We start from the raw sequence: 18,807 nt of genomic DNA on the forward strand, positions 1-18,807 counted from the left end.
CTCAGGCGCTGTCGCCGCGCGAAGGGCCGAAGAACTCGATCTCGGCGAGGGCCACTTGCTTGCCCGCGGAGGCGCCGTACGCGGACTCGACGGTGAAGCGGACCTTGGTGACGTCCCCGACGCGGAAGGCGCGGCGCTGGCCTCCGGGGCCCTGGTCCAGGGTGAGGGTCCGTGTCGTGTGCCTGCCGTCCTTCGTGGTGATCGTGGCCTTGAGCCGGTGCGGCAGGGCCGACTCCCCGATCCGGTTCGCCTTGCTGGAGACGCCCGGGGTGACGATCAGGTCGAGCAGCCGGGTCGGTTCGTCGAAGCGGGCCTCGATCCATTCGCCCTCGCCGGACTGCGCTATGCCGGGGCCCCACCAGGTGTTGCTGAACTTGTCGAAGGCGAGCGTGGGTGGGTGGCCCTGGAACGAACGCGACGCACCGAACCCGTCCGGGGCGACGGGGGCCCGCTTGGCGAAGTGGTCACGGGTGGCCTGCACGGCCGTCGGCGCGTTCGTTCCCGCGACGATCAGCAGGGCGAGTACGACGGCGGCGAACACCCAGCGCAGCACGCTGTCGAAGGTGCGCCGCATGCGGGGGCGGTCGCCGGCCCACGGGGTCTCGCCGCCGCGGGAGTTCAGGAGGCGGCGCCACCACGGGAGGCGGACGCGCGACCGCTCCTCCTGCCGGGTCATGGGCATCGCACAGCGGGCGCAGAAGTGCCGGTCCGGCCGGTTGGGCGTGGCGCACCACGGGCACGGCAGGCCGTTCCCTTCGCCCGCTTCGTGGCCGGGGGCCCGCACCTGGGGGCGGTCCGCGACCGGCCGGCCGGGGAGGACCGGGGCGACCGACGGGACATCGGCCGGACGTCCCTCCGGTTCGGACACCGGTACGAGCAGGGAGCGGGCGCGGTCGGCCATCGTGTCGTAGGGCGGAGGCTGAGACGTGGACGCGGGAGCTGCGGGAGCTGCGGGCGGCGGGGTGGTGGGCGCGGGTGTGGGGACCGGCTCGGCCGGTGCGCTCTCGTCGTACGCCGTCTGCCGACTGCCCCGCACGTCGACGCCCGTGGCCCTGCCGGGCTCGGCGACTCCCGCCGCCCTGCCGGGCTCGGCACCGCGGTCGTTGCGAGGGGTCGCGTCTCCGTACGCATGCGTGCCCGTACGCGCCGGCGGTGCGGTGCCCGTCCGTGCGGTGCCCGTCCGTGCGGTGCGCTCCTCCTCCCGGCTCTCGTCCCGCGTACTCGTCGCGCGTGCTGCCGGCACCGGGGCCTTCCAGCTCAGTACGGCGCCGCAGGCGTCGCAGAACGACTGGCCCGGTTCCGCTCGCGTACCGCATTCGGCGCAGTTCTGGGTGGTCATCTTTCCTGGATCCTTTCGGCTGCGGTCACTGTGACCGTGTACGGCATGTGGGCGGGGCGGGCCGCCGCCACGAGGGCGTTCAAGCGGTGCTCGTCCGCCGGGCCCGGGGCGGGGAGACGGAGGGTGACGTGCAGGTACGGCCGCCGCTCGCCGGGGAAGGGCCCGAGCGGGCGGGCGCTCCACGTCGCGCCGCCGCTCTCGGTGATCTCCGGCTCGACCCCGAAGGCCAGGCGGACCGCCTCGGCGAGGCCGTGCCGGGTGCCCCTGACGCGGTGGAGGTACGCGGCGGCGGCCACGGCGGCGCGCAGGCGCGGTTCCGGTTCGGTGCCGTCGGTCTCGGCGCCGACCCAGTCGGCCAGCCAGCGGGTGAAGTCCACCGGGGCGAGGGCGGGATCGAAGTAGGCGGGCAGGCAGTCGAGCACGTTGAGGATCGGGGCCATGACCTCGTCGAGTCCGGCCACGAACCGCTGGGCGAGGTCGTCGTCGGCGAAGACCGCGGGCAGCATCGCACCGAGTGGGGCCGACGAGCCGAGCCCGTCGACGGACCCTCTCACGAGGTCCCTCCGAGCACCCGTACGCGGTGGTCGAAGGAGAAGACCAGGGACGGCGCCTTCAGGTCGATCCGGTCGGTCGCCTCGCCCCGTTTGCCGGTCAGGGGGTCGGCCGGGTGCAGGGTGACCTCGTCGACCAGTTCCACACCCGGTACGCGCTGCAGGACGGCGAACACCTCCCCGGACTGCACGGGCCTGCCGAACGGCCAGCCGGTCCCCTCGACCCCGCCGGTCAGCGGGTCGAGGTGCCGGTAGAGGGCGTCGTGCGCCTGCCGGCGCACCCGGTCGGTGTCCACGCCCCGGAAGGCGTGCACGGTGGCCACGACGGTGACGCCCTGGTAGTACGGGGGCCCGACCGCGAGCCGGGTGCCGATCAGCCTGCGTTCGTCGAGATGGCGGGTGATCCGGTCCAACAGGGCGTCGCCGGGGACGAGTTGCTCGAAGCGCAGCCGCCCGCCCGGGTCCGGTACGGCCTGCGGCACGACCAGGACCCGTACCGCGTACGAGCCGTGTTCGTTCTCCGGGCCCTCCAGGCAGGCGATGCGCGCGGTCTCCGGGGCGGCGCGGCGGGCGAGTTCCTCGTAGTCGCGCAGGGTCACTGCGCGTTCCTGGGCGCGCAGCGTGATGGGCGCCCTGACCTTGGCCTCCTGCACGCTCTCGCCCTCGACGCCGCCCCGGGCAGCTTCGCGGTTGACGACCTCGGACACGTACGGCACGGAGGTGCGCAGCACCTGTACGGCGCCGCGGGCCACGTTGCCCGCGCGGCCGCCGCCAATGCGGTAGCGGCGGGCGCGGAGCACGGCTCCCTTCGCGGGGACGGCGCCGTAGTGGCGCAGGGTGCCGTCGGGTTCGCGGACGGAGGGGCCGAAGGCGATCTCGCCGGTGGTGGCGTCCAGGGTGATGTGCCGGTCGTGCGGGCCGGAGGCGGCGAAGTGCGGGACGACCTGCCAGTCCTGCCAGCCGTCGCGCTCGGCGGACTGCAGCAGCAGCGGCGGGTCGTCGCCCACCACGGGCGCGTGCACGAGCCGCAGCCGCTGGCCCGGCAGTCCCGTCGCCTCGCCGAGCGCCTCGTCGGTGACGGTCTCGGCGTGCACGGCGGGGGCTGTTCCGCCGACGGTGCAGGCGTCGGCGGACCGTACGGTCGGGGAGGTCGCGTAGAAGGGCTGGTGGGTCAGCGGCTCGGTGACCCGGCAGCGCAGCCAGCCCGCCTCCTGTCCGCCGGAGCGGGACAGTACGTGGCCGCCGGGGACGTGCAGCACGACGTCGCCAGGCCGGTTGAGGCCGCCGGTGCCGTCCCGGTCGACCTCGCACTCCCGCCAGCCGTCCTCCGTCCACGCCTCCCACACCAGGGGCGGCTGGCGGGGGTCCACGCCGACGCCGTCCACGCGGCTGTCGAGTTCGAGTGCCACCGCGCAGTGCGGCACTGCCGCGGTCAGCCCGAACAGCAGGCAGTCGCCGGGCCGGGGGGCTTCGGCGAAGCAGTTCACGTCCTTGTTCTCGGCGAGGTCGGTGGTCCGGTCGGCGACCGGCTCGCCGACAGGTTGCACCACCAGGTGCCGCAACGAGCAGGGCAGCAGCGGGAGTTCGCGCTCGGTGGCGAAGACGACGGCCTGCTCGTTCTCGGTGCGCAGGGTGGCCACCTCGGTGCCCACGGGCAGCAGCACCGTCTCGTCCTGCGGTGCGGACAGCCAGAACGTGACGTCGGTGCGGGCGGCCGTCGGCGGGAAGAGGGTGATGCCCACGAGGTCCAGGAAGGCCAGGTGGTTCTTGTCGGGCACCCTGTTGAGCCGGTAGACGATCTGGTCGGCCATGTGGGCCACGGTCTCGACGAGGGTGACACCGGGGTCGGAGACGTTGTGGTCGGTCCACTCGGGTGCGCGCTGCTGGATGTAGCGCTTGGCGTCGTCCACGAACTGCTGGAACCGGCGGTCGTCGAGCTGGGGTGAGGGCAGGGCCATCAGCGGTCGCTTTCGTGGGAGGGGCCGGGGCCGGGCGCGCCGGGCTCCTCGTGGGAGGGGATGACGTAGAAGGGGAAGACGAGGCTGCGCGGGTTGTTGGTGCCGCGGATCGAGTAGCGGACGTCGATGAACAGCACGCTCTGCTCGGTGCCCGCGCTGACCTCGACCTCGTGCACCTCGATGCGCGGCTCCCACCGGTCGAGGCTGGCGTACACCTCGTACTGGATGCGGCCCGCCGTCGCCTCGTTGACCGGGGCGAAGACCATGTCGTGGATGGCGCAGCCGAATTCGGGGCGCATCGGCCGCTCGCCGGGCGCGGTGGCCAGGACGAGCCGGATGGCCTCCTCGACCTCCCGCTCGCCGCTGACCAGCGCGATGCCCCCGGTGGGGCCGATGCGCAGGGGGAACGCCCAGCCCGAGCCGACGAACTGCTCAGCCATCGAAGGTGCACCTGCTTCCGTCTTCCGCCGACCGGTCGACGGGCGTGGAACGGCCCGTCACGGGATCGGATAGGGCTTGTTGTTGACCATGACCATTCCTTGCAGCAGGAGCGTGGCGGCCCGGATGCCCACGTTCGCCGCGGCGTTGACCTGGACGGTGCCCGCGGCGCTGAGGGTCGCGGCGCCCGCGGCCTTGAGGCTGAGGGCGCCCACGGCGTCCACGTTCACCGCGCCGCCGAGCGACCTGACGTTCACCAGGCCGCGGCCCTGGATGTCCAGCGGGCCGCCGCTCTTGATGGTCAGCCGGCGGGCGGCGCTCAGGGTGAGGTCCGTGCCCGCCTCCACGGACACCGAGCGGCTGCCCTTGATGCTGACCGAGCCCTTGCTGTCGACGGTGATCTCGGTCTGCGTGCGGTCCAGGTTGATGACGAGCTTGCTGTCGCCGGTGGTCAGCCGTACGCCCTGTTTGCCGCCGGTCCGCTGGCTGAGCAGGTCCATGCGGTTGCCTGTCCGGTCGGAGAGGGTGTGCCGGGACGCACGCTGCCGGGCCCCGTCGTGCAGCGGCACGTCCTTCACCGGGGTGGGTTTGTCCTTGCCGTTGTAGAGGCCGCCGATGACGTACGGGTGGTCCAGGGCGCCCCGGTCGAAGCCGGCCAGCACCTCGTCGCCGACGTCCAGCGGGAAGACGGAACCCCCGCGCTTGCCGCCGAACTGGGCCACCCGCGTCCAGTCACTGACGTACGCGTCGTCGAGCCACGGGAAGCGGAGCTTGACGCGCCCCTGGCGCAGCGGGTCCTGCACGTCGGTGACGAGGGCGTTCACCAGGCCGGGCAGCCGCAGCCCCTGCTGGCCGGAGCCGCCTCCGGAGGTCAGTCCGTACAGCGAGCGCCACTGCCGGCCGCTGACGGTCACCCACGCCTCGTAGTGCTTGCCGTCGCCGAAGACGTGCCGTACCGAGGTGGCCGTGTACTTGCCCTCGAAGGGCTTGCCGACGTCGGCGAGCGTGACGGGCAGGCCGGGCCGGAGCTTGGGCGTGCCGCGTGCGACGACCTCCAGTTCGGCGAAGGAGGAGGTGACGTCGTTGGCGAGCGCCTCGGCCGCGTACTTCACCTCCGACTGGCGGTCGAGGGGCGTCTGCACCTCGACCAGTTTGGCGGCCTTGAAGCGGCCCGCGGCCTTGCCGGGTGTGGTGCCGATGCTGATGCCCGGGTTGGTCTTGGCCGGTGAGGTCGCGGTCAGTTCCTTCTTGCCGGTGACGTCCCAGCCGCGCGCCTCGACCGTGGCGACCTGCTCGGCGGCGGTCACCCCGGCGCGCAGCCGCAGGATGTCGGTACCGGCCTCCAGCACGAACGGGCTCTTGGCGCCCGGTGTGCTGACGGCCGGTGCGCCGGACGCCGGGTCGGGACGTACGAACTGGAACTTGCCCCTGGCGTCGACCGACATCACCATCTCGTTCTCGTCGGCGAGGCGGGCGAGAAAGTCCCAGTCGGTGACGTTCGCCTGGCTGATGAACTCGTACACCGTCCTGGTCGACTGGATCCGCCCGACGGGCACGCCGTCGAGCGCGGCGAGTTTGCGGGCGATGTCGGAGGCGGACTGGTTGCGGTACGCGGCCACCCGGCGCTGCCGCAGCAGCCGGTGGCCGGCGTCGTAGCCGCGTACGACGGTGAACGAACCGGTGCCGTCGTAGTCGGCCTCGAATCCGCAGACCTCGCCCGTCAGGAGCGGGTCGAAGGCGCCCTTGCCGTCGGCGACCGGGGAGATCACCACCGGGGTGCCGAAGTCGACTCCGAGCCTGCCGAGCAGGATCCGGTAGGGGTCTCGGAAGGTGAGCCGGAAGGCGGCCGGCACTCCGATGCCCTGGTCGACCCAGCCGTCCACGAGGAGCGGGGCGAGGTCCCGCGGCAGGGGGCTGCCGCCCAGGGTGACCTGGATGACGCTGGAGTACGCGGACTGCGTCATCAGGGGCGCACCTCCTCGGCGGCGGGCAGCACCAGTTCGGTGCCGTTGGGCAGGGTCGCGGGGTCGTCGATGTCGTTGGCCTCGGCGATCGCCCGCCAGGCGGCGGTGTCGCCGTACTCGCGCCAGGCCAGCGACTGGAGGGAGTCGCCCGCCACCACCCGGTGCACCCGCCGGGCGCTCAGCGCGCCCGAGGTGGGGTTCTGTCCTTCGGTACGGCTCGGGATCTCGTGCAGCCGCAGCTGGCAGGTGGCACGGATGGGCACGCCCGTCGTCCCGAAGAGCGAGTAGGCCGCGTCCACGCTGCTGACGTACGCGGTGAACCGGGCCGTGGAGAACGAGCCCCACTGGAAGACGACCCACGGCGGCGACGGCTGCTTCGCGGCGATGCTCTTCGCCGTCACCTGGCAGCAGTCGAGCAGTGATTCCACCTTCCGCAGCACGGTGTTGGCGCTCGGCCGGTCGGAGGAGTCGAGGAAGATCTCCACGCCCATCTCACGCGGCTGGGGCCCCATGAACTCCGGTGTCGGACCGTCGCGCACCGCGGCGGTCGGCGTCACCTTCCAGTGGGCCTTGCGTCCGATCGACAGCTGTGCGGGATTGAAGTCGAAGTCGAAGGTCCTGATGAGACCGCCGGGCGTGGTGCTGGTGCCGACGGGCGGCTCGTGAATCGCGAGGGTGGCCCGCACCAGGCTCTTGCCGGCGCCGCGGCCGCTTCCCTTGGCCATGTTGTGTCTCTTCTTCCCCTGTGTTCCCGGGTGTTCCCGGTCGTTCCGTACCCGTGGTGCGAGCTGCGGCCATTCAGTCCGTGAAGCCGTGGTGGGTGATATCCAGGACCTCCGTCGCCACGCCCGGACTCGCCGGGTCGAGGGACGGTCCCTGCCAGCGGACCGGCAGCACGTCGATGAGCCCCCAGCGCGCCACCTCGGACCCGTCCGCGCGCAGGGCCGCGATCTGGGCGGTGGGGCGGTTGACCCCGGTGGTCACGGACGAGATCCACTTCGCGACCTTCGTGGTCTCCGGGGTGAGGGGGCGGGTGAGCCGGATGGTGGAGAAGGTGACGCGGGACGGGAGCTGCCAGACGAACCCGTTGTTGCCGCCCTCCTGACGCTGCTCGACCTCCACGGTGGACGACAGGCCCTCGCACCCGTTGAAGAACCCGAGGCTCTCGCCGTCGATGGTGAGGGTGAAGAAGATGGTGGAGCCCGGGTCGAGATCGCGGGACATCGCGGGGCCTTTCTGAAGACGGGTGGTACGGGGCGCGTTCGGCGGGCCGCCGGGACTACGGGGGCGTGCTCACCGGGGGTCGCGCAGTCTGCCGATCCGTTCGCGGTCGAGCCGGAGTTCGGTACGCAGCAGCCGGGTGATCCGGCCGGTCAGCCGGTGCGTCAGCTCGTCCAACTGGAAGTCGGTCAGCGCCCGCGGGTCAAAACCCCCCTCCTCCACGTCGCTGTGGGCCGGCGGACGATCTCCTGAGCCTCCTGAGTCGTACGCGGGCGGGGGCGGGCCCGGGGTGTAGGGGGGAGGCGGGGGTGTGCCCTGGGAGAGGGGCTGGGACTCGGGGGTGCGCTGGACGGCGGGCGCCGGCGGGGTGGGGGGCGTGGGCGAGGGTGGCAGGTTGACACCGTCGGGCGCCGGGAGCGGGCGCTCGGAGGGCAGGACGGTCGCTCCGTGCGCGGTACGCCGCAGCGGCACAGCGGCGGGGGCGGTGCTCCGTTGCACGGAGGGCTGGTGGACGGGCGCCGCAGCGGGCCGAACGGGCTGTGCGAGCACGGGAGTTGAGCTGCCCTGGGAAGAGGGGGCGGACGCGGTCGGAATAGGGGAGGCCGGAGCCGCGAAGGCCGGGGCGGGAAGGTGACCGGCCACCGAGGGCTCACCGGCCGCCCGGTGAAGAGGAGTTACGGGCGCGGCGAGCGCGGTACGGCGCTGGACGGTAGGCAGGGCTGGGGGCTCGGTGGCCGTTGCGGGCAGTCGCCCCGCCTCCGATGGCTCATCGGCCGTCCGGCGAACGGAAGTTACGGGCACGGCGGGCACGGCGGGCACAGTGCGGCGCTGGACGGTGGGCGGGGCCGGGGGCACGGAGGCCGTTACGGGGAGGGGCGCGGGACCCGTCGGGACGGCGGCCGCCGGGGCGACCGGCGGGGTGGGGGCAGCCGGGGCGGAGAAGGCCGACGCGGGAAGGTGACCGGTCGCCGGGGGGTCATCGACCCTCCGGCGAGGGGGAGTTGGCGGCATGGGGGTGAGCGATGCGGGGGCGGCGGATGCGATACGGCGCTGGACGGTGGGCGGGGCCGGGGCGGCAGTCGGCAGCGGAGTGCTGGGACGACCGGCCTCGGAACCTCGCGCTTCGGCCGCGCGGGCGACAGGAAGCGGGGCGGGGTGCGCGGGCACGGTGCCACCTCGCGCCGCCGACGGGCCCGCCGAGGAGCCGACCGGTGTGGCGTGCGCGGGCCGGGTGGACAACGGTGCGCCGAGCAGGGGGCGCGCGGCGACCGCTGGAACCGTCGCGGAGCTGTCAGACACCGCTCTGGCGGCGGGAACGGGGATGACGGGGGCCTGTTCGGCATGCGGCGGCCCGCCCGTGACGGGACGTACGGCAGCCGGGACGGGCGCGTCCGGCGCGGTGGGCTGCGCGGATCGCTGCACCACGGCAGGCGCGGCCGGAGCGGTGAGCTGCGCGGATCGCTGCACCACGGCAGGCGCGGCCGTGGGACCGGCTCCGCGCGCGGGTGTTCCCGTGACTGCCGGCGGGGCGGTCACGGGCACGGCGGGGCCCGAACGTCCGGCGGGACGCACGGCAGCCGGGACGGGCACGTCCGGCGCGGTGGGCTGCGCGGATCGCTGCACCACGGCAGGCATGGCCGGAGCGGTGGGCTGCGCGGATCTCCGCACCACGGCAGGCGCGGCCGTGGGACCGGCTCCGCGCGCGGGTGTTCCCGTGACTGCCGGCGGGGCGGTCACGGGCACGGCGGGGCCCGAACGTCCGGCGGGACGCACGGCAGCCGGGACGGGCACGTCCGGCGCGGTGGGCTGCGCGGATCGCTGCACCACGGCAGGCGCGGCCGGAGCGGTGAGCTGCGCGGGTCGCCGCACCACGGCAGGCGCGGCCGTGGGACCGGCTCCGCGCGCGGGTGTTCCCGTGACTGCCGGCGGGGCGGGCACGGGCACGGCGAGGCCCGAACGTCCGGCGGGACGCACGGCAGCCGGGACGGGCACGTCCGAAGCGGTGGGCTGCGCGGATCGCCGCACCACGGCAGGCGCGGCCGTGGGACCGGCTCCGCGCGCGAGTGTTCCCGTGACTGCCGGTGGGGCGGTCGCGGGTACGGCGGGGCCCGGGTGTACGGCGGGACGGCCCGTCGCGGGAGCCTGCGCAGACGCGTGGCCGTGCGGGAGCGGAGCACCGAGCCCGGCACGTCCGGCAGGACGGGACGGCTTCGGCGTGCTCGCACCGGGGGAAGGCGTACGCACTCCGCGCGAGCTTGCGTCCTGCCGGGACGAGGGACTTCCCGACGGTGCGGCAGTCCGGCGCTGCAGACTCGGGCCCGGGTACGTGGCGTCCCCGGGCGCGGAAGGCGCGGCGGCAGCGCTTCCCTGCGCGGGAGCCCGGCCCTGGCGGGGCTCCACCGGGGCGGCTGACGAACCAGCGGTGCTGTGTGAGCCACCGACGGGGACCCCGGGGCCTGCGGCGGGCCCCATGGCCGGCCCGGGAGGTCCGGCCGACGTGGCAGGACCGGACATACCTGAGCCTCCAACCGGTGCGGCACCTCCGGTGGTTGCCGCGGTCCGGGAGTGGGTGCGCGCGGCAGGTGGCGACTGCTGCGCCGGGTTCTGCTGGGTCGGCGTAGCAACCACGGGGCGGGACACCGGCGTACGGCCGACCGGTACTGAGGCAGAGTTGAGGGAGGAGTCCGGGCCGCCTGCCGGAGCCGGAGCCGCGGCCGACCGAGCCGCTGCGGGCCGATGCGGCGCGGTCGCCGGGTTCATGGGCTCCCGCTGCACGGCGGCCGGGCGCGCCGACGGACCGCTGGAGGTCGACGGGGTGGTCGGCTCCGCCCCGACGGTCCTTGCAGTCCCCCGGGACGTCGTGCCGGACGCGGCAGGGGGCGTACCGACCGGCCCCGAGGTTCGCGTCGTGGGGAGGTCCCCGATCGAGACCGGGGGTCCGGTCGTGGGGGACGCTTCCACCGTACGGACAGCCTCAGTTGTACGTGGAATCCCGGCTCCCGGGCCCGTAGGGCCCGTACGGAACGCAGACGAAGCGTCGGCAAGCGGTGCCGTCGCCGAGGGGGTGGGCCGGGCCCCGGGTGCCGACGCCCGCTGCACCGGCGACGGCTCCCCGCCGGAAGCCGTCGCCGGTGCCGGACCGGAAGCGGGAACCCCACTCGTGTCCCGAGGCCCAGCGGGCCGGGGGCCGGACGACGGGCCGACGCTCCCGCCCCGTTCGCCCGCCCCGCCCTCACGGGGCGCGTCGGGAACCCGGCCGGATGCGGCCGCCTCGGGACGCGCGGGTACAGCACTCCGCGCCGGGGAGTCGGCCCGCGACGGCAGCCGCGCGGGCAGCGAACGCCGCTGCACCGGAGCGGGCGCCGCCGTGGTGAACGAGCCCGGCGTCCTCCCGGCCTGTCGCGCCGGAGCTGGCCGCTCCGCAATCGGTCGCACCGGCGCCTCCTCCCGTTCCGCTCGCGCAGGCTCCGGCAGCACCGGAGCCACCCACGTCCCCAGCACCGGGGTCGGGACCGGGGAATCTCCCCGCTCCTGCCCCTGCACAGGCGACGGCTGCACCGAAGGCGAGTTCACTCGCGCAGAAGGTGAAGTGGCCTGCCCCGACGGGGGGTTGACGAGCATCCCACCCGACGTGCCGTCGAGGACGGCCGGCGAGGCGACGCCGATCGAGGAAGGGTTCTGCCAAGTGGCCAGCCGCTGGGGGAAGCCCGCGTCGGCGACACCGGCGGCGCCCGGGGGCGCCGCCCGCCGGAGGGGCGGCAGGGCGGTCCAGGCCGCAGGGCGTGCCCCGACGGCCGGCTGCCCGGCGTCGGGACGCGCGCCCTCGGCCGGCACGGCCCGTACCCCCTCGCCGGACGCCGGGGACGCCACCTGCGGGAGACGCCTCAGACGGTCCAGGAACCGCATCGTTCAGCCTCCTGACCCGCGCGCCACCAGGGACGCGATGTGATCCACGTAGCGGCGCCTGTCCTGGTGTTCCAGGTCCAGGATCTGCTCCAGGCCCCAGTGGAAGTGGAAGGCGACGTACGCGACCTCCTCGTGCAGCCGGTCGGTCGCGTACGTCACGATTCCCCCAGGCGGCTCCCGCCGAGGTCGATCTCGAAGGGCTCCGTGCAGTGCGGGCACTCCACCGAGGCACGTGTGTGGCCCTCGGCGTTGACCTGGCGGTAGAAGTCCTGGAGGAACGCCAGGTCGGAGGCGAACATGTTCTCCACGATCCCGTCGTGCACCATCGCGAGGGTGCCCAGCCGGGTGATGACCCGGCCGAGCAGCACGACGGACAGGTACGCGGGGTTCTCCTGGACCCGGACGTCCCGCAGGGGGACCAGTTCGTCGCGGGCCGTGGCCAGGCGCATCACGCCGTCGCGGTGCACGGTGCCCGCGTCGTCCACGTACCCGCGCGGCAGCTCGAAGGGGAACTCCGTCCGCAGGCTCCTCGACGGTGCGGGGGACGCGGGGGCAACCGCCTGCTCAGGTACGGGACCTGGTCCAGGTACGGGTCCAGGTCCGGGTCCGGGTGCGAGTCCGGCCTCCGCGCTCCCCGCCGCCCGGACAGCCGTGCGCCGCATTATTCGATGACCAGTTCTTCGAACGTGATGGTCACGGTCTCGGTGAGCGCCGCCGCCTCGCCCGCCTTCACCGAGCTGGTGTCGATCTTGCTGCACCACGCGTTGCGCATGTTGTACCGCTTGACCGGGTTGTTCTGGTAGTCCATCACCATGATGGTGGCGTTCTTGCGCGCGCTGCCCATCTCGCCCCTGACGGACTGGTTGATCCACTCGTTGAACGCCTTGGACTGCGTCATACCGCGGACCACCGTGCAGTTGCCCGCCTTCTGGACGCCCGGCATCTTCTTGACGACGGGCACGCCCTGGGCGGAGACCTGCTGGTACTCGATGACGTCCTGTTCCAGGCTGAGACCGCTGACCTCTGCCAGGTACTCGACCATGACGCCGTCGATCTGCAGGCCGAAATTGTGTGATGTGAGGGCGTCGCCCGGCTGGAGACTCATGTACTGGTCCTTCGCGCTGAGGTGCTGAGGAGGAGGGGGAGGGGGAGGGGGAGGGTTGTGGCGGCGTGAGCGGTCCGGGGGCTACTCCTCCAGGTCCCCGTTGCCGCTGGAGAACTGCGCCAGCCGGAAGACGACGAACTCGGCCGGCTTCACCGGCGCGATGCCGATCTCGCACACGACCCGGCCCACGTCGACCGACTCCGGCGGGTTGGTCTCCTCGTCGCACTTGACGTAGTACGCGTCCTCCGGCTTGGCGCCGAACAGGGCCCCGCCGCGCCACTCGTTGACGAGGAAGGCGGAGATATTGCGCCGGATCCGGGCCCACAGCTGGTGGTCGTTCGGCTCGAACACCACCCATTGGGTGCCGATCAGGATCGACTCCTCCAGGTAGTTGAAGTACCTGCGGACGTTGAGGTAGCGCCACGCCGGGTCGGAGGAGAGGGTGCGCGCGCCCCAGATGCGGATGCCGCGGCCGGGGAAGGCGCGGATGCAGTTGATCCCGACCGGGTTGAGCAGGTCCTGCTCGCCCCGGGTGATCTGGAGTTCGAGGTCGACGGCGCCCCGTACGACCTCGTTGGCGGGCGCCTTGTGCACCCCGCGCTCGGAGTCGTTGCGGGCCCAGACGCCGGCGACGTGGCCGCTCGGCGGGACGAGCCGCGCCTGGCCGGTGGCGGGGTCGAAAGACTTGATCCACGGGTAGTACAGCGCGGCGTACTTGGAGTCGTAGCCGGCCGTCTCCTGCCGCCACACGCGGATCTGACGGGCATTCAGCGAGGGCGGCGGGTCGATGATCGCGACGCGGTCGCCCATCAGCTCGCAGTGCGCGATGAGGCCCAGCTGCACCGCCTTGACGGACTCCAGGTCGATCGTGCCCCGCTGGTAGGCGGCCATGAGGTCGGGGACCGCGACCATGGACACCTCGTCGACGGCCTCCAGGCCGCCGAACCCGGTGCGGTCGGCGCTGTCGCCGAGGTACTGCGCGGGACCGGCCGCCGGTGTACCGGGGGCCTTCCGCGCGGGGGCGGGAGCGGCGGCGGGCGCGGGCGGAGGTGCGGGCAGTGCCACCGACTGGTTCTCGGGGCGGGCCAGTTGACCGGCCGGTGCGGCCTCGGTCACGGTGATCAGCCTGGACTGCTCCTTGACCTGCGTGACGACGTAGGAGCGGTTGCCCTTCTTCGCGCTCACGTCGAAGGACTCGACCGGCTTGTCGCCGTCCTTGACGGTCAGCTTGAAGCGCTCGGCCGGTCCCTCGCCCTCGGGATCGGAGACCTCGACGCTCAGGTTGCCGTTCTGCCCGGTGCCGGTCGCCGCGACCGCGAAGGTGCCCAGCTGCCGGGGTTCGGCGGCGGGCAGCGCCGCGGGGGCCGCCGGTGCGGCCACCTCGGCCGGGGCCGCGGTCTCGCCGGCGATGCCCTCGGGGGATCCGCCGACGCGCACGACGTAGGCGGCCGAACCGCCGTTGTTGAAGAAGCCGTAGACGGAGTGCGCCAGGTAGTACCCGTCGGTGAACTCTCCGAAGGCCGCTGTGTACTGCGTCCAGTTCGTGACCAGGGTCGGCTCGTTCAGCGGTCCGGTCGGTGCGAGGCCGACGAAGGCCGCCACCGAGGTGCCGACGCCCTCGATCGGGCGGGATCCGCTGGCCACCTCCTCGACGTATACACCGGGCGACAGGTACGACGGCATGCTCTGCTCTCCTCGGGGTAACCAATGGCTCGTCTGTGATCTTCACGCGCGCGGCACACCGGCCGAAACGTCCGCAAGTGCCTGGCCAGGGGCATCGACGTTGCCCCGAAGGGCGGGTACGGGCCCGCCCGCCCCGGACCGGGCGCCCCTCCCCCACCGCGGCGACACGGACGCACCGCCGGAGGGCGCGGGCGTCGGTCCCGGAAGGCATGGGCCTCGGTCCCGGAAGGCGCGGACGTCGGTCCCGGAAGGCGCGGGCGTCAGTCCCGTACAGACGCCCGTTCGTGCAATCGAGTCTGCCCCGCAGCCTCCTGACGCCCGCTCGGCCGCCTCCTAGCCTTCCCGGGTGAGCCTCTGGACCTCCCTCGAACCCACATCCGCGACCGTCGACCCCGGCAGCAGCACCCGTGTGCGCCTGCGGGTGCGCAACACGGGCGACGTCGTCGACGAGTACCGCTTCGAACCTGTCGGGGCCCTCGCGCCCTGGACCCTCGTGGAGCCGCCCTCGCTGCGGCTCTATCCGGGCACGACGGGAACCGTCGAGCTGACGTTCTCCCCACCGCGCACCCCTGACGCGACGGCCGGCCCGAATCCGTACGCGGTACGGATCATCCCGACCGAGCATCCGGACGCGGTGACGGTCCCCGAGGGCAACCTGACGATCCTGCCGTTCAGCGAGATGCGGACCGAGCTGGTGCCGCCCACCGTCCGGGGGCGTCTGCGCGGGCGCCCCCGCCTGGCGGTGGACAACCTCGGCAACACCAAGCTCACCGCTTCCATCAGCGGCAGCGACAACGGCGACCACCTCTCGTACGAAATCCGGCCGGGCAGCGCGCAGATCGAGCCCGGACGCGCGCAGTTCGTCGACATGACGCTGCGGCCGAAGCAGATCATCTGGTTCGGCTCGAAGGAGCAGCGGCCGTACACGCTCTCGGTGCAGCGCTCCGGTGTCTCGCCGGAGTCCGTGGAGGGTACGTACGTGCAGCGCGGTTTCCTGCCGCGCTGGCTCGCCACCTTCCTCGGGGTCGCCGTGGCCCTCGCGATCACCTTCGTGATGCTGTGGATCGCCTACAAGCCGTCCCTCGTGTCCGCCGCGGCGGAGAAGCCGGTACCGGCCGGAGCCATCGCGCCCAGCCCCTCGGCTCCTCCGCTCCCGAAGCCGTCCGTACCGGCCGATCCTCCCCCGCCCGCCCAGGATCCGAAGCCCGGGGGCGACGGAGGGAAGCCGGAGAAGGAGAAGCCGGACGCTCCCAAGCCGCCGCCCAAGGAAACCGCGCAGACCGCCGTGCGCCGGATCGCATCGGACGACCCCGGCGGTCGGCACATCTGCTACCGCGTGCGCATCACCGACGGCGGCTGGCAGAAGCCGGTGTGCGACGGAACGCTGGCGGGCACCACAGGCCAGGGCAAGAAGATCATCGAGATGAACATCGCGGTGAGCGGGGTGGAGGCCGCTTCGGCCAACGGGCTCCTCCACGACCCCGAGTCCAACGACGGCAAGCCCAAGTGGGCCCCCGACTGGACGCCCCTCCTGGAGTCGAAGGACATCTACATCGGCGGCAAGAAGCCGGACTCCCCGTTCCTCGTCGGGCTCGGCATCAACGTGGGCAAGGGGAAGGTGTGCCACGAGGTGCACTTCCGCAACAACAAGTGGGGCGATCACATCTGCTCCGAGCAGCGCCCGAACTACCTCTTCATCGGCACCCTCGACAACGGGGCCTGGATCGACGCCATCAAGCTGACCGTCTGACGGATCCGTACAGCGGTGGGGCCGGAGAGATTCCTTCTCTCCGGCCCCACCGTCGTGTGTCACCTGCTGGCTCTCACCAGCCGACGTCCTCCATGACGATCCGGCCCGCCTTGCGGTACTCCCGCCGGGCGCCGTTCAGCAGGTCGGGCGTGGTGACCGGGCCGCCGCGCGCAGCGGCCGCGTAGGCGGCGGTGACCACCGCGCTGCGGATGGAGCCGCCTGCCAGTTCGTAGTCGCGGGCGCAGCCGGCCGGGTCGAGGTCGTCCGCGCACGGTACGTGCGTCAGGCTGTGCCGCCACAGCGCGAGCCGCTGGTCCGCCTCGGGGAAGGGGAAGTCGACCACCAGGTCCAGGCGGCGGGTGAACGCGTCGTCGATGTTGGCCCGCAGGTTGGTGGTGAGCACCGCGATGCCGTTGAAGGCCTCCAGGCGCTGCAACAGGTAGGCGCTCTCCATGTTGGCGTGCTTGTCGTGGGAGCTCTTGACCTCCGAGCGCTTCCCGAACACGGCGTCGGCCTCGTCGAAGAGCAGCACGGCGTCGGTGCGGTCGGCCTCCGAGAAGATCCGCTCCAGGTTCTTCTCCGTCTCCCCGACGTACTTGTCGACCACCGAGGAGAGCTGTATGACGTACAGATCGAGGCCCAGGTCCGCGGCGAGCACCTCGGCGGCGAGGGTCTTGCCGGTGCCCGACTCCCCGGCGAAGAGGGCGAGTACGCCGCGCCCGCGCCCGCCTCCGGCGCTGAGCCGCCAGTCGCCGAGCACCCGCTCGCGGTGCCGGGCCCTGACGGCCAGTTCGCGCAGGTGCTCCAGCGAGGCGGCGGGCAGCACCAGGTCGTTCCAGCCGACGTCCGGCACGATCCGCCGGGCGTGCTGCTCCAGGCCTGAAGCGGAGTGGTGCCGGGCGGCCTGCCGTACGTGGGCGGCGGTGAGGTCGGTCCCGTCGAAGGCGGCCAGTTCCAGGGCGGAACGGGCGGCCCTGCGGACCCGGTCGCCGCGCATGCGGTACGGGACGACGGTCGCGGCCAGGTCGAAACCGGGGCCGGCGTCCGGGCCGGGATCCCGCCCGGCGCCCGGGGCGAGTCCGAGCGCACCCGCCCACTGGTCCACGACGTCGCCGCGCGGGCTCGGCGCGTCCAGGATCACCGGGTCGGCGTCGCCGCACCACCTCGGGTCGTACGCCCCGGCCCCGGCAAGGACGACCGGCACGTCGGCGGCCGCCAGTTCCCGGACGAGCCCGGCGGGGTCGTCGGGCAGCGGGGACACCACGATCGCGCAGCCGCGCAGCCGGGCCTCCAGCAACAGCTCCCGCACCGGCGGGCGGTGCGCGGCCGCGCCGGTGCCGAAGTGCAGTGCGGGCCGGCCGGCCGCGGCCAGTGCGGCGCCCGCACAGGCCAGGGAGTCGCCTTCGCGGCTCTCCCGCAGATAGACCATGGGCGGCCGGGCCCTGGCCAGGAGCACGGCGAGCCCGGACGTCAGGGGGTCGCCGTCCGTCGCGTACGCGGCGGGCGGCGGGGGCAGGGGTTGGAGGTGCTCGTTCAGCGCGGGGTCCGGGGTGTCGCTCCCCAGCAGGTGGGCGATCAGCCGGTCGGGGACGCGCAGTACGCGGCCGAGGAACGGCGCCTCCTGGTCCTCGACATGCAGCAGGCCCAGCCGGGAGAGCGGCGCGGCCGGGTGGAAGCGGTCCCGGGCCGCGGCATCACCGGCGGACAGACCGCACAGGTCGAGCGCCAGACCGACGGTCGCGCGCCGCCGGCCGACGTCGTCGTTGAGGTAGCCGTAGAGCGTCTCGAAACCGCGGTCGAGGTCGGGCGCAAGCGTGACGAGCAGGATCGCGGTATCCACTTCGGTCAGACCGGTACGGTCCACCAGGCCGCCGAGCCGGTCGCCGGCCCCTGTCGCCCCCATGCCCTTGAGGGCACCGCCGAGGGCGACGGGGGCAGGGGGGCGGACGTGGTCCGCGCGGACGTCGTGCCCGGCACGCTCGTCATGCCCTGCGCAGTCCGCGCGGACGTCGTGGTCTCCGTGCTCCGCCCGCAGGAGGCGTCGTACCGTCTCCTCGGACACGTACAGACCGCGCAGCGGGTCGTCTGCCGTGGGGTCCCCGGCGGAGCGGTCCTCGACCAGGGCGGCGATACGTTCGCGGAGGCCGGCGAGGCGGGTGAGCAGCGGCGACGGGGCGGCGCGGTGGGTGGGTGCCACGGCAGGCGGCGGGGTCATCACTTCTCCGGGTGCGGGCCGTTGGCGGCCCGGTGGGCCTCGTGGGCCGCCGCGAGCTGGTGCGGCCGGTGGGCGCGCTCGCCGGACGGCGGCGGATCGCCGTTCATGCCGCTGAGCCGCACCACCGCTCCCTCCGTGACCGGAGGACCCGCGTCGTACTCCGGGAACGCCGGGAACGGCACGGTGGCCACCAGGTCGAGGGAGGGTTTGAGCTCGCCGCCGAGGGCCGACCAGATCTCGGCGAAGGACCTGGCCTCGGTCTGGGCGCTCGCCACGGTGAGCGGCACCGCGAGCCCCAACTCCCGTAGCGACGGTGGCAGTTCCTTGGCGGGCAACAGTTCGTACGGCAGCAGTGTCGCCAACACGGCGGCCAACAGCCGGTGTTCGTCCTGCGGCGCCTTCGTCCAGGCGCTCACCAGGTACGACATCCGGAACCAGCGCGGCGGCTGCCGCCGGCGCACGACCACGTCGCGGGTGTCGCGCACGGGCACCTGGCCGCGCTGACGGCGGCTCAGTTCCTCCCGGATGTCGTACAGGTAGACGTTGATCGCCGGGCCGGTCCGGCGTGCCGCCCAGTCCCGGCTGGGGGCCTCGAAGGAGACGTCGATCCCCGATCCGGTCAGCGCTCCGCCACCGAGGAGCCTCTTGAGGACCTCGTCCACTTCGTGGATCACCGT

Annotated in this window: 15 protein-coding genes; 1 reads left to right on the plus strand and 14 read right to left on the minus strand. The window is 73.4% G+C overall.

Annotated elements, in window-relative coordinates; genetic code table 11:
- Nucleotide 1: 1 nt before the first annotated feature.
- The 12 genes from AB0D18_RS23540 to AB0D18_RS23595 all read right to left on the minus strand — a co-directional run bounded on the left by AB0D18_RS23540 (nt 2) and on the right by AB0D18_RS23595 (nt 14,165).
- Nucleotides 2-1,339, minus strand: coding sequence for a zinc ribbon domain-containing protein (locus AB0D18_RS23540; protein WP_362421802.1), 1,338 nt, complete (start codon nt 1,337-1,339; stop codon nt 2-4).
- Complete coding sequence (locus tag AB0D18_RS23545) at nt 1,336-1,893, minus strand: phage tail protein (protein WP_362421805.1); 558 nt, start codon at nt 1,891-1,893, stop codon at nt 1,336-1,338. Before AB0D18_RS23545 ends, AB0D18_RS23540 begins: the two co-directional genes overlap by 4 nt.
- Nucleotides 1,890-3,848, minus strand: coding sequence for a putative baseplate assembly protein (locus tag AB0D18_RS23550; protein ID WP_362421808.1), 1,959 nt, complete (start codon nt 3,846-3,848; stop codon nt 1,890-1,892). The genes AB0D18_RS23545 and AB0D18_RS23550 overlap by 4 nt, the downstream gene beginning before the upstream one ends.
- Nucleotides 3,848-4,288 carry a GPW/gp25 family protein gene (locus AB0D18_RS23555; protein ID WP_362421811.1) on the minus strand — a complete coding sequence of 147 codons (441 nt, stop codon included), beginning with the start codon at nt 4,286-4,288 and terminating at the stop codon, nt 3,848-3,850. The genes AB0D18_RS23550 and AB0D18_RS23555 overlap by 1 nt, the downstream gene beginning before the upstream one ends.
- A 57-nt stretch (nt 4,289-4,345) precedes the next feature.
- A complete protein-coding gene (locus tag AB0D18_RS23560) occupies nt 4,346-6,250 on the minus strand; it encodes a VgrG-related protein (RefSeq protein WP_362421813.1) in 1,905 nt (634 codons plus the stop codon).
- Nucleotides 6,250-6,975, minus strand: a complete 726-nt coding sequence (locus tag AB0D18_RS23565; RefSeq protein WP_362421816.1) for a tail protein X — start codon at nt 6,973-6,975, stop codon at nt 6,250-6,252. The genes AB0D18_RS23560 and AB0D18_RS23565 overlap by 1 nt, the downstream gene beginning before the upstream one ends.
- 73 nt (nt 6,976-7,048) lie before the next feature.
- Nucleotides 7,049-7,474: a phage tail protein gene (locus AB0D18_RS23570; protein WP_362421819.1), complete on the minus strand. Its 426-nt coding sequence runs from the start codon at nt 7,472-7,474 to the stop codon at nt 7,049-7,051.
- A gap of 69 nt (nt 7,475-7,543) precedes the next feature.
- The gene (locus tag AB0D18_RS23575) at nt 7,544-7,969 is read right to left on the minus strand and encodes an extensin (RefSeq protein ID WP_362421822.1); all 426 of its coding nucleotides are present in this window, start codon (nt 7,967-7,969) and stop codon (nt 7,544-7,546) included.
- Nucleotides 7,970-11,380: 3,411 nt separating this feature from the next.
- Nucleotides 11,381-11,536 (minus strand): DUF6760 family protein, encoded by a 156-nt coding sequence (locus AB0D18_RS23580; protein ID WP_362421824.1) that lies wholly within the window; start codon nt 11,534-11,536, stop codon nt 11,381-11,383.
- Complete coding sequence (locus AB0D18_RS23585; protein ID WP_362421827.1) at nt 11,533-12,039, minus strand: hypothetical protein; 507 nt, start codon at nt 12,037-12,039, stop codon at nt 11,533-11,535. The genes AB0D18_RS23580 and AB0D18_RS23585 overlap by 4 nt, the downstream gene beginning before the upstream one ends.
- Nucleotides 12,039-12,482, minus strand: coding sequence for a phage tail protein (locus AB0D18_RS23590; protein ID WP_362421830.1), 444 nt, complete (start codon nt 12,480-12,482; stop codon nt 12,039-12,041). Before AB0D18_RS23590 ends, AB0D18_RS23585 begins: the two co-directional genes overlap by 1 nt.
- An 81-nt stretch (nt 12,483-12,563) precedes the next feature.
- On the minus strand, nt 12,564-14,165 hold the full coding sequence (locus AB0D18_RS23595) for a phage tail sheath subtilisin-like domain-containing protein (RefSeq protein ID WP_362421833.1): 1,602 nt from the start codon (nt 14,163-14,165) through the stop codon (nt 12,564-12,566).
- A gap of 346 nt (nt 14,166-14,511) precedes the next feature.
- On the opposite strand from AB0D18_RS23595, the gene AB0D18_RS23600 reads away from it, so the two are divergent.
- Complete coding sequence (locus tag AB0D18_RS23600; protein WP_362421836.1) at nt 14,512-15,915, plus strand: hydrolase; 1,404 nt, start codon at nt 14,512-14,514, stop codon at nt 15,913-15,915.
- Between the two features lie 73 nt (nt 15,916-15,988).
- Here AB0D18_RS23600 and AB0D18_RS23605 read toward each other — a convergent pair whose 3' ends face one another.
- Together AB0D18_RS23605 and AB0D18_RS23610 are read right to left on the minus strand one after the other, a co-directional pair.
- Entirely contained in the window at nt 15,989-18,130 is a 2,142-nt protein-coding gene (locus AB0D18_RS23605; RefSeq protein WP_362421839.1) for an ATP-binding protein, read from the minus strand.
- Complete coding sequence (locus AB0D18_RS23610) at nt 18,130-18,804, minus strand: DUF4255 domain-containing protein (protein WP_362421842.1); 675 nt, start codon at nt 18,802-18,804, stop codon at nt 18,130-18,132. The genes AB0D18_RS23605 and AB0D18_RS23610 overlap by 1 nt, the downstream gene beginning before the upstream one ends.
- Nucleotides 18,805-18,807 lie beyond the last annotated feature (3 nt).

It is taken from the genome of Streptomyces sp. NPDC048442 (assembly GCF_040651475.1).
Lineage (GTDB): Bacteria > Actinomycetota > Actinomycetes > Streptomycetales > Streptomycetaceae > Streptomyces.

Bases quoted from the DNA above. Each gene is read 5' to 3' on its own strand.
- AB0D18_RS23540 (WP_362421802.1), bottom strand. From the start codon at position 1,339: ATGACCACCCAGAACTGCGCCGAATGCGGTACGCGAGCGGAACCGGGC.
- AB0D18_RS23550 (WP_362421808.1), bottom strand. From the start codon at position 3,848: ATGGCCCTGCCCTCACCCCAGCTCGACGACCGCCGGTTCCAGCAGTTC.
- AB0D18_RS23555 (WP_362421811.1), bottom strand. From the start codon at position 4,288: ATGGCTGAGCAGTTCGTCGGCTCGGGCTGGGCGTTCCCCCTGCGCATC.
- AB0D18_RS23560 (WP_362421813.1), bottom strand. From the start codon at position 6,250: ATGACGCAGTCCGCGTACTCCAGCGTCATCCAGGTCACCCTGGGCGGC.
- AB0D18_RS23565 (WP_362421816.1), bottom strand. From the start codon at position 6,975: ATGGCCAAGGGAAGCGGCCGCGGCGCCGGCAAGAGCCTGGTGCGGGCC.
- AB0D18_RS23570 (WP_362421819.1), bottom strand. From the start codon at position 7,474: ATGTCCCGCGATCTCGACCCGGGCTCCACCATCTTCTTCACCCTCACC.
- AB0D18_RS23585 (WP_362421827.1), bottom strand. From the start codon at position 12,039: ATGCGGCGCACGGCTGTCCGGGCGGCGGGGAGCGCGGAGGCCGGACTC.
- AB0D18_RS23590 (WP_362421830.1), bottom strand. From the start codon at position 12,482: ATGAGTCTCCAGCCGGGCGACGCCCTCACATCACACAATTTCGGCCTG.
- AB0D18_RS23595 (WP_362421833.1), bottom strand. From the start codon at position 14,165: ATGCCGTCGTACCTGTCGCCCGGTGTATACGTCGAGGAGGTGGCCAGC.
- AB0D18_RS23605 (WP_362421839.1), bottom strand. From the start codon at position 18,130: ATGACCCCGCCGCCTGCCGTGGCACCCACCCACCGCGCCGCCCCGTCG.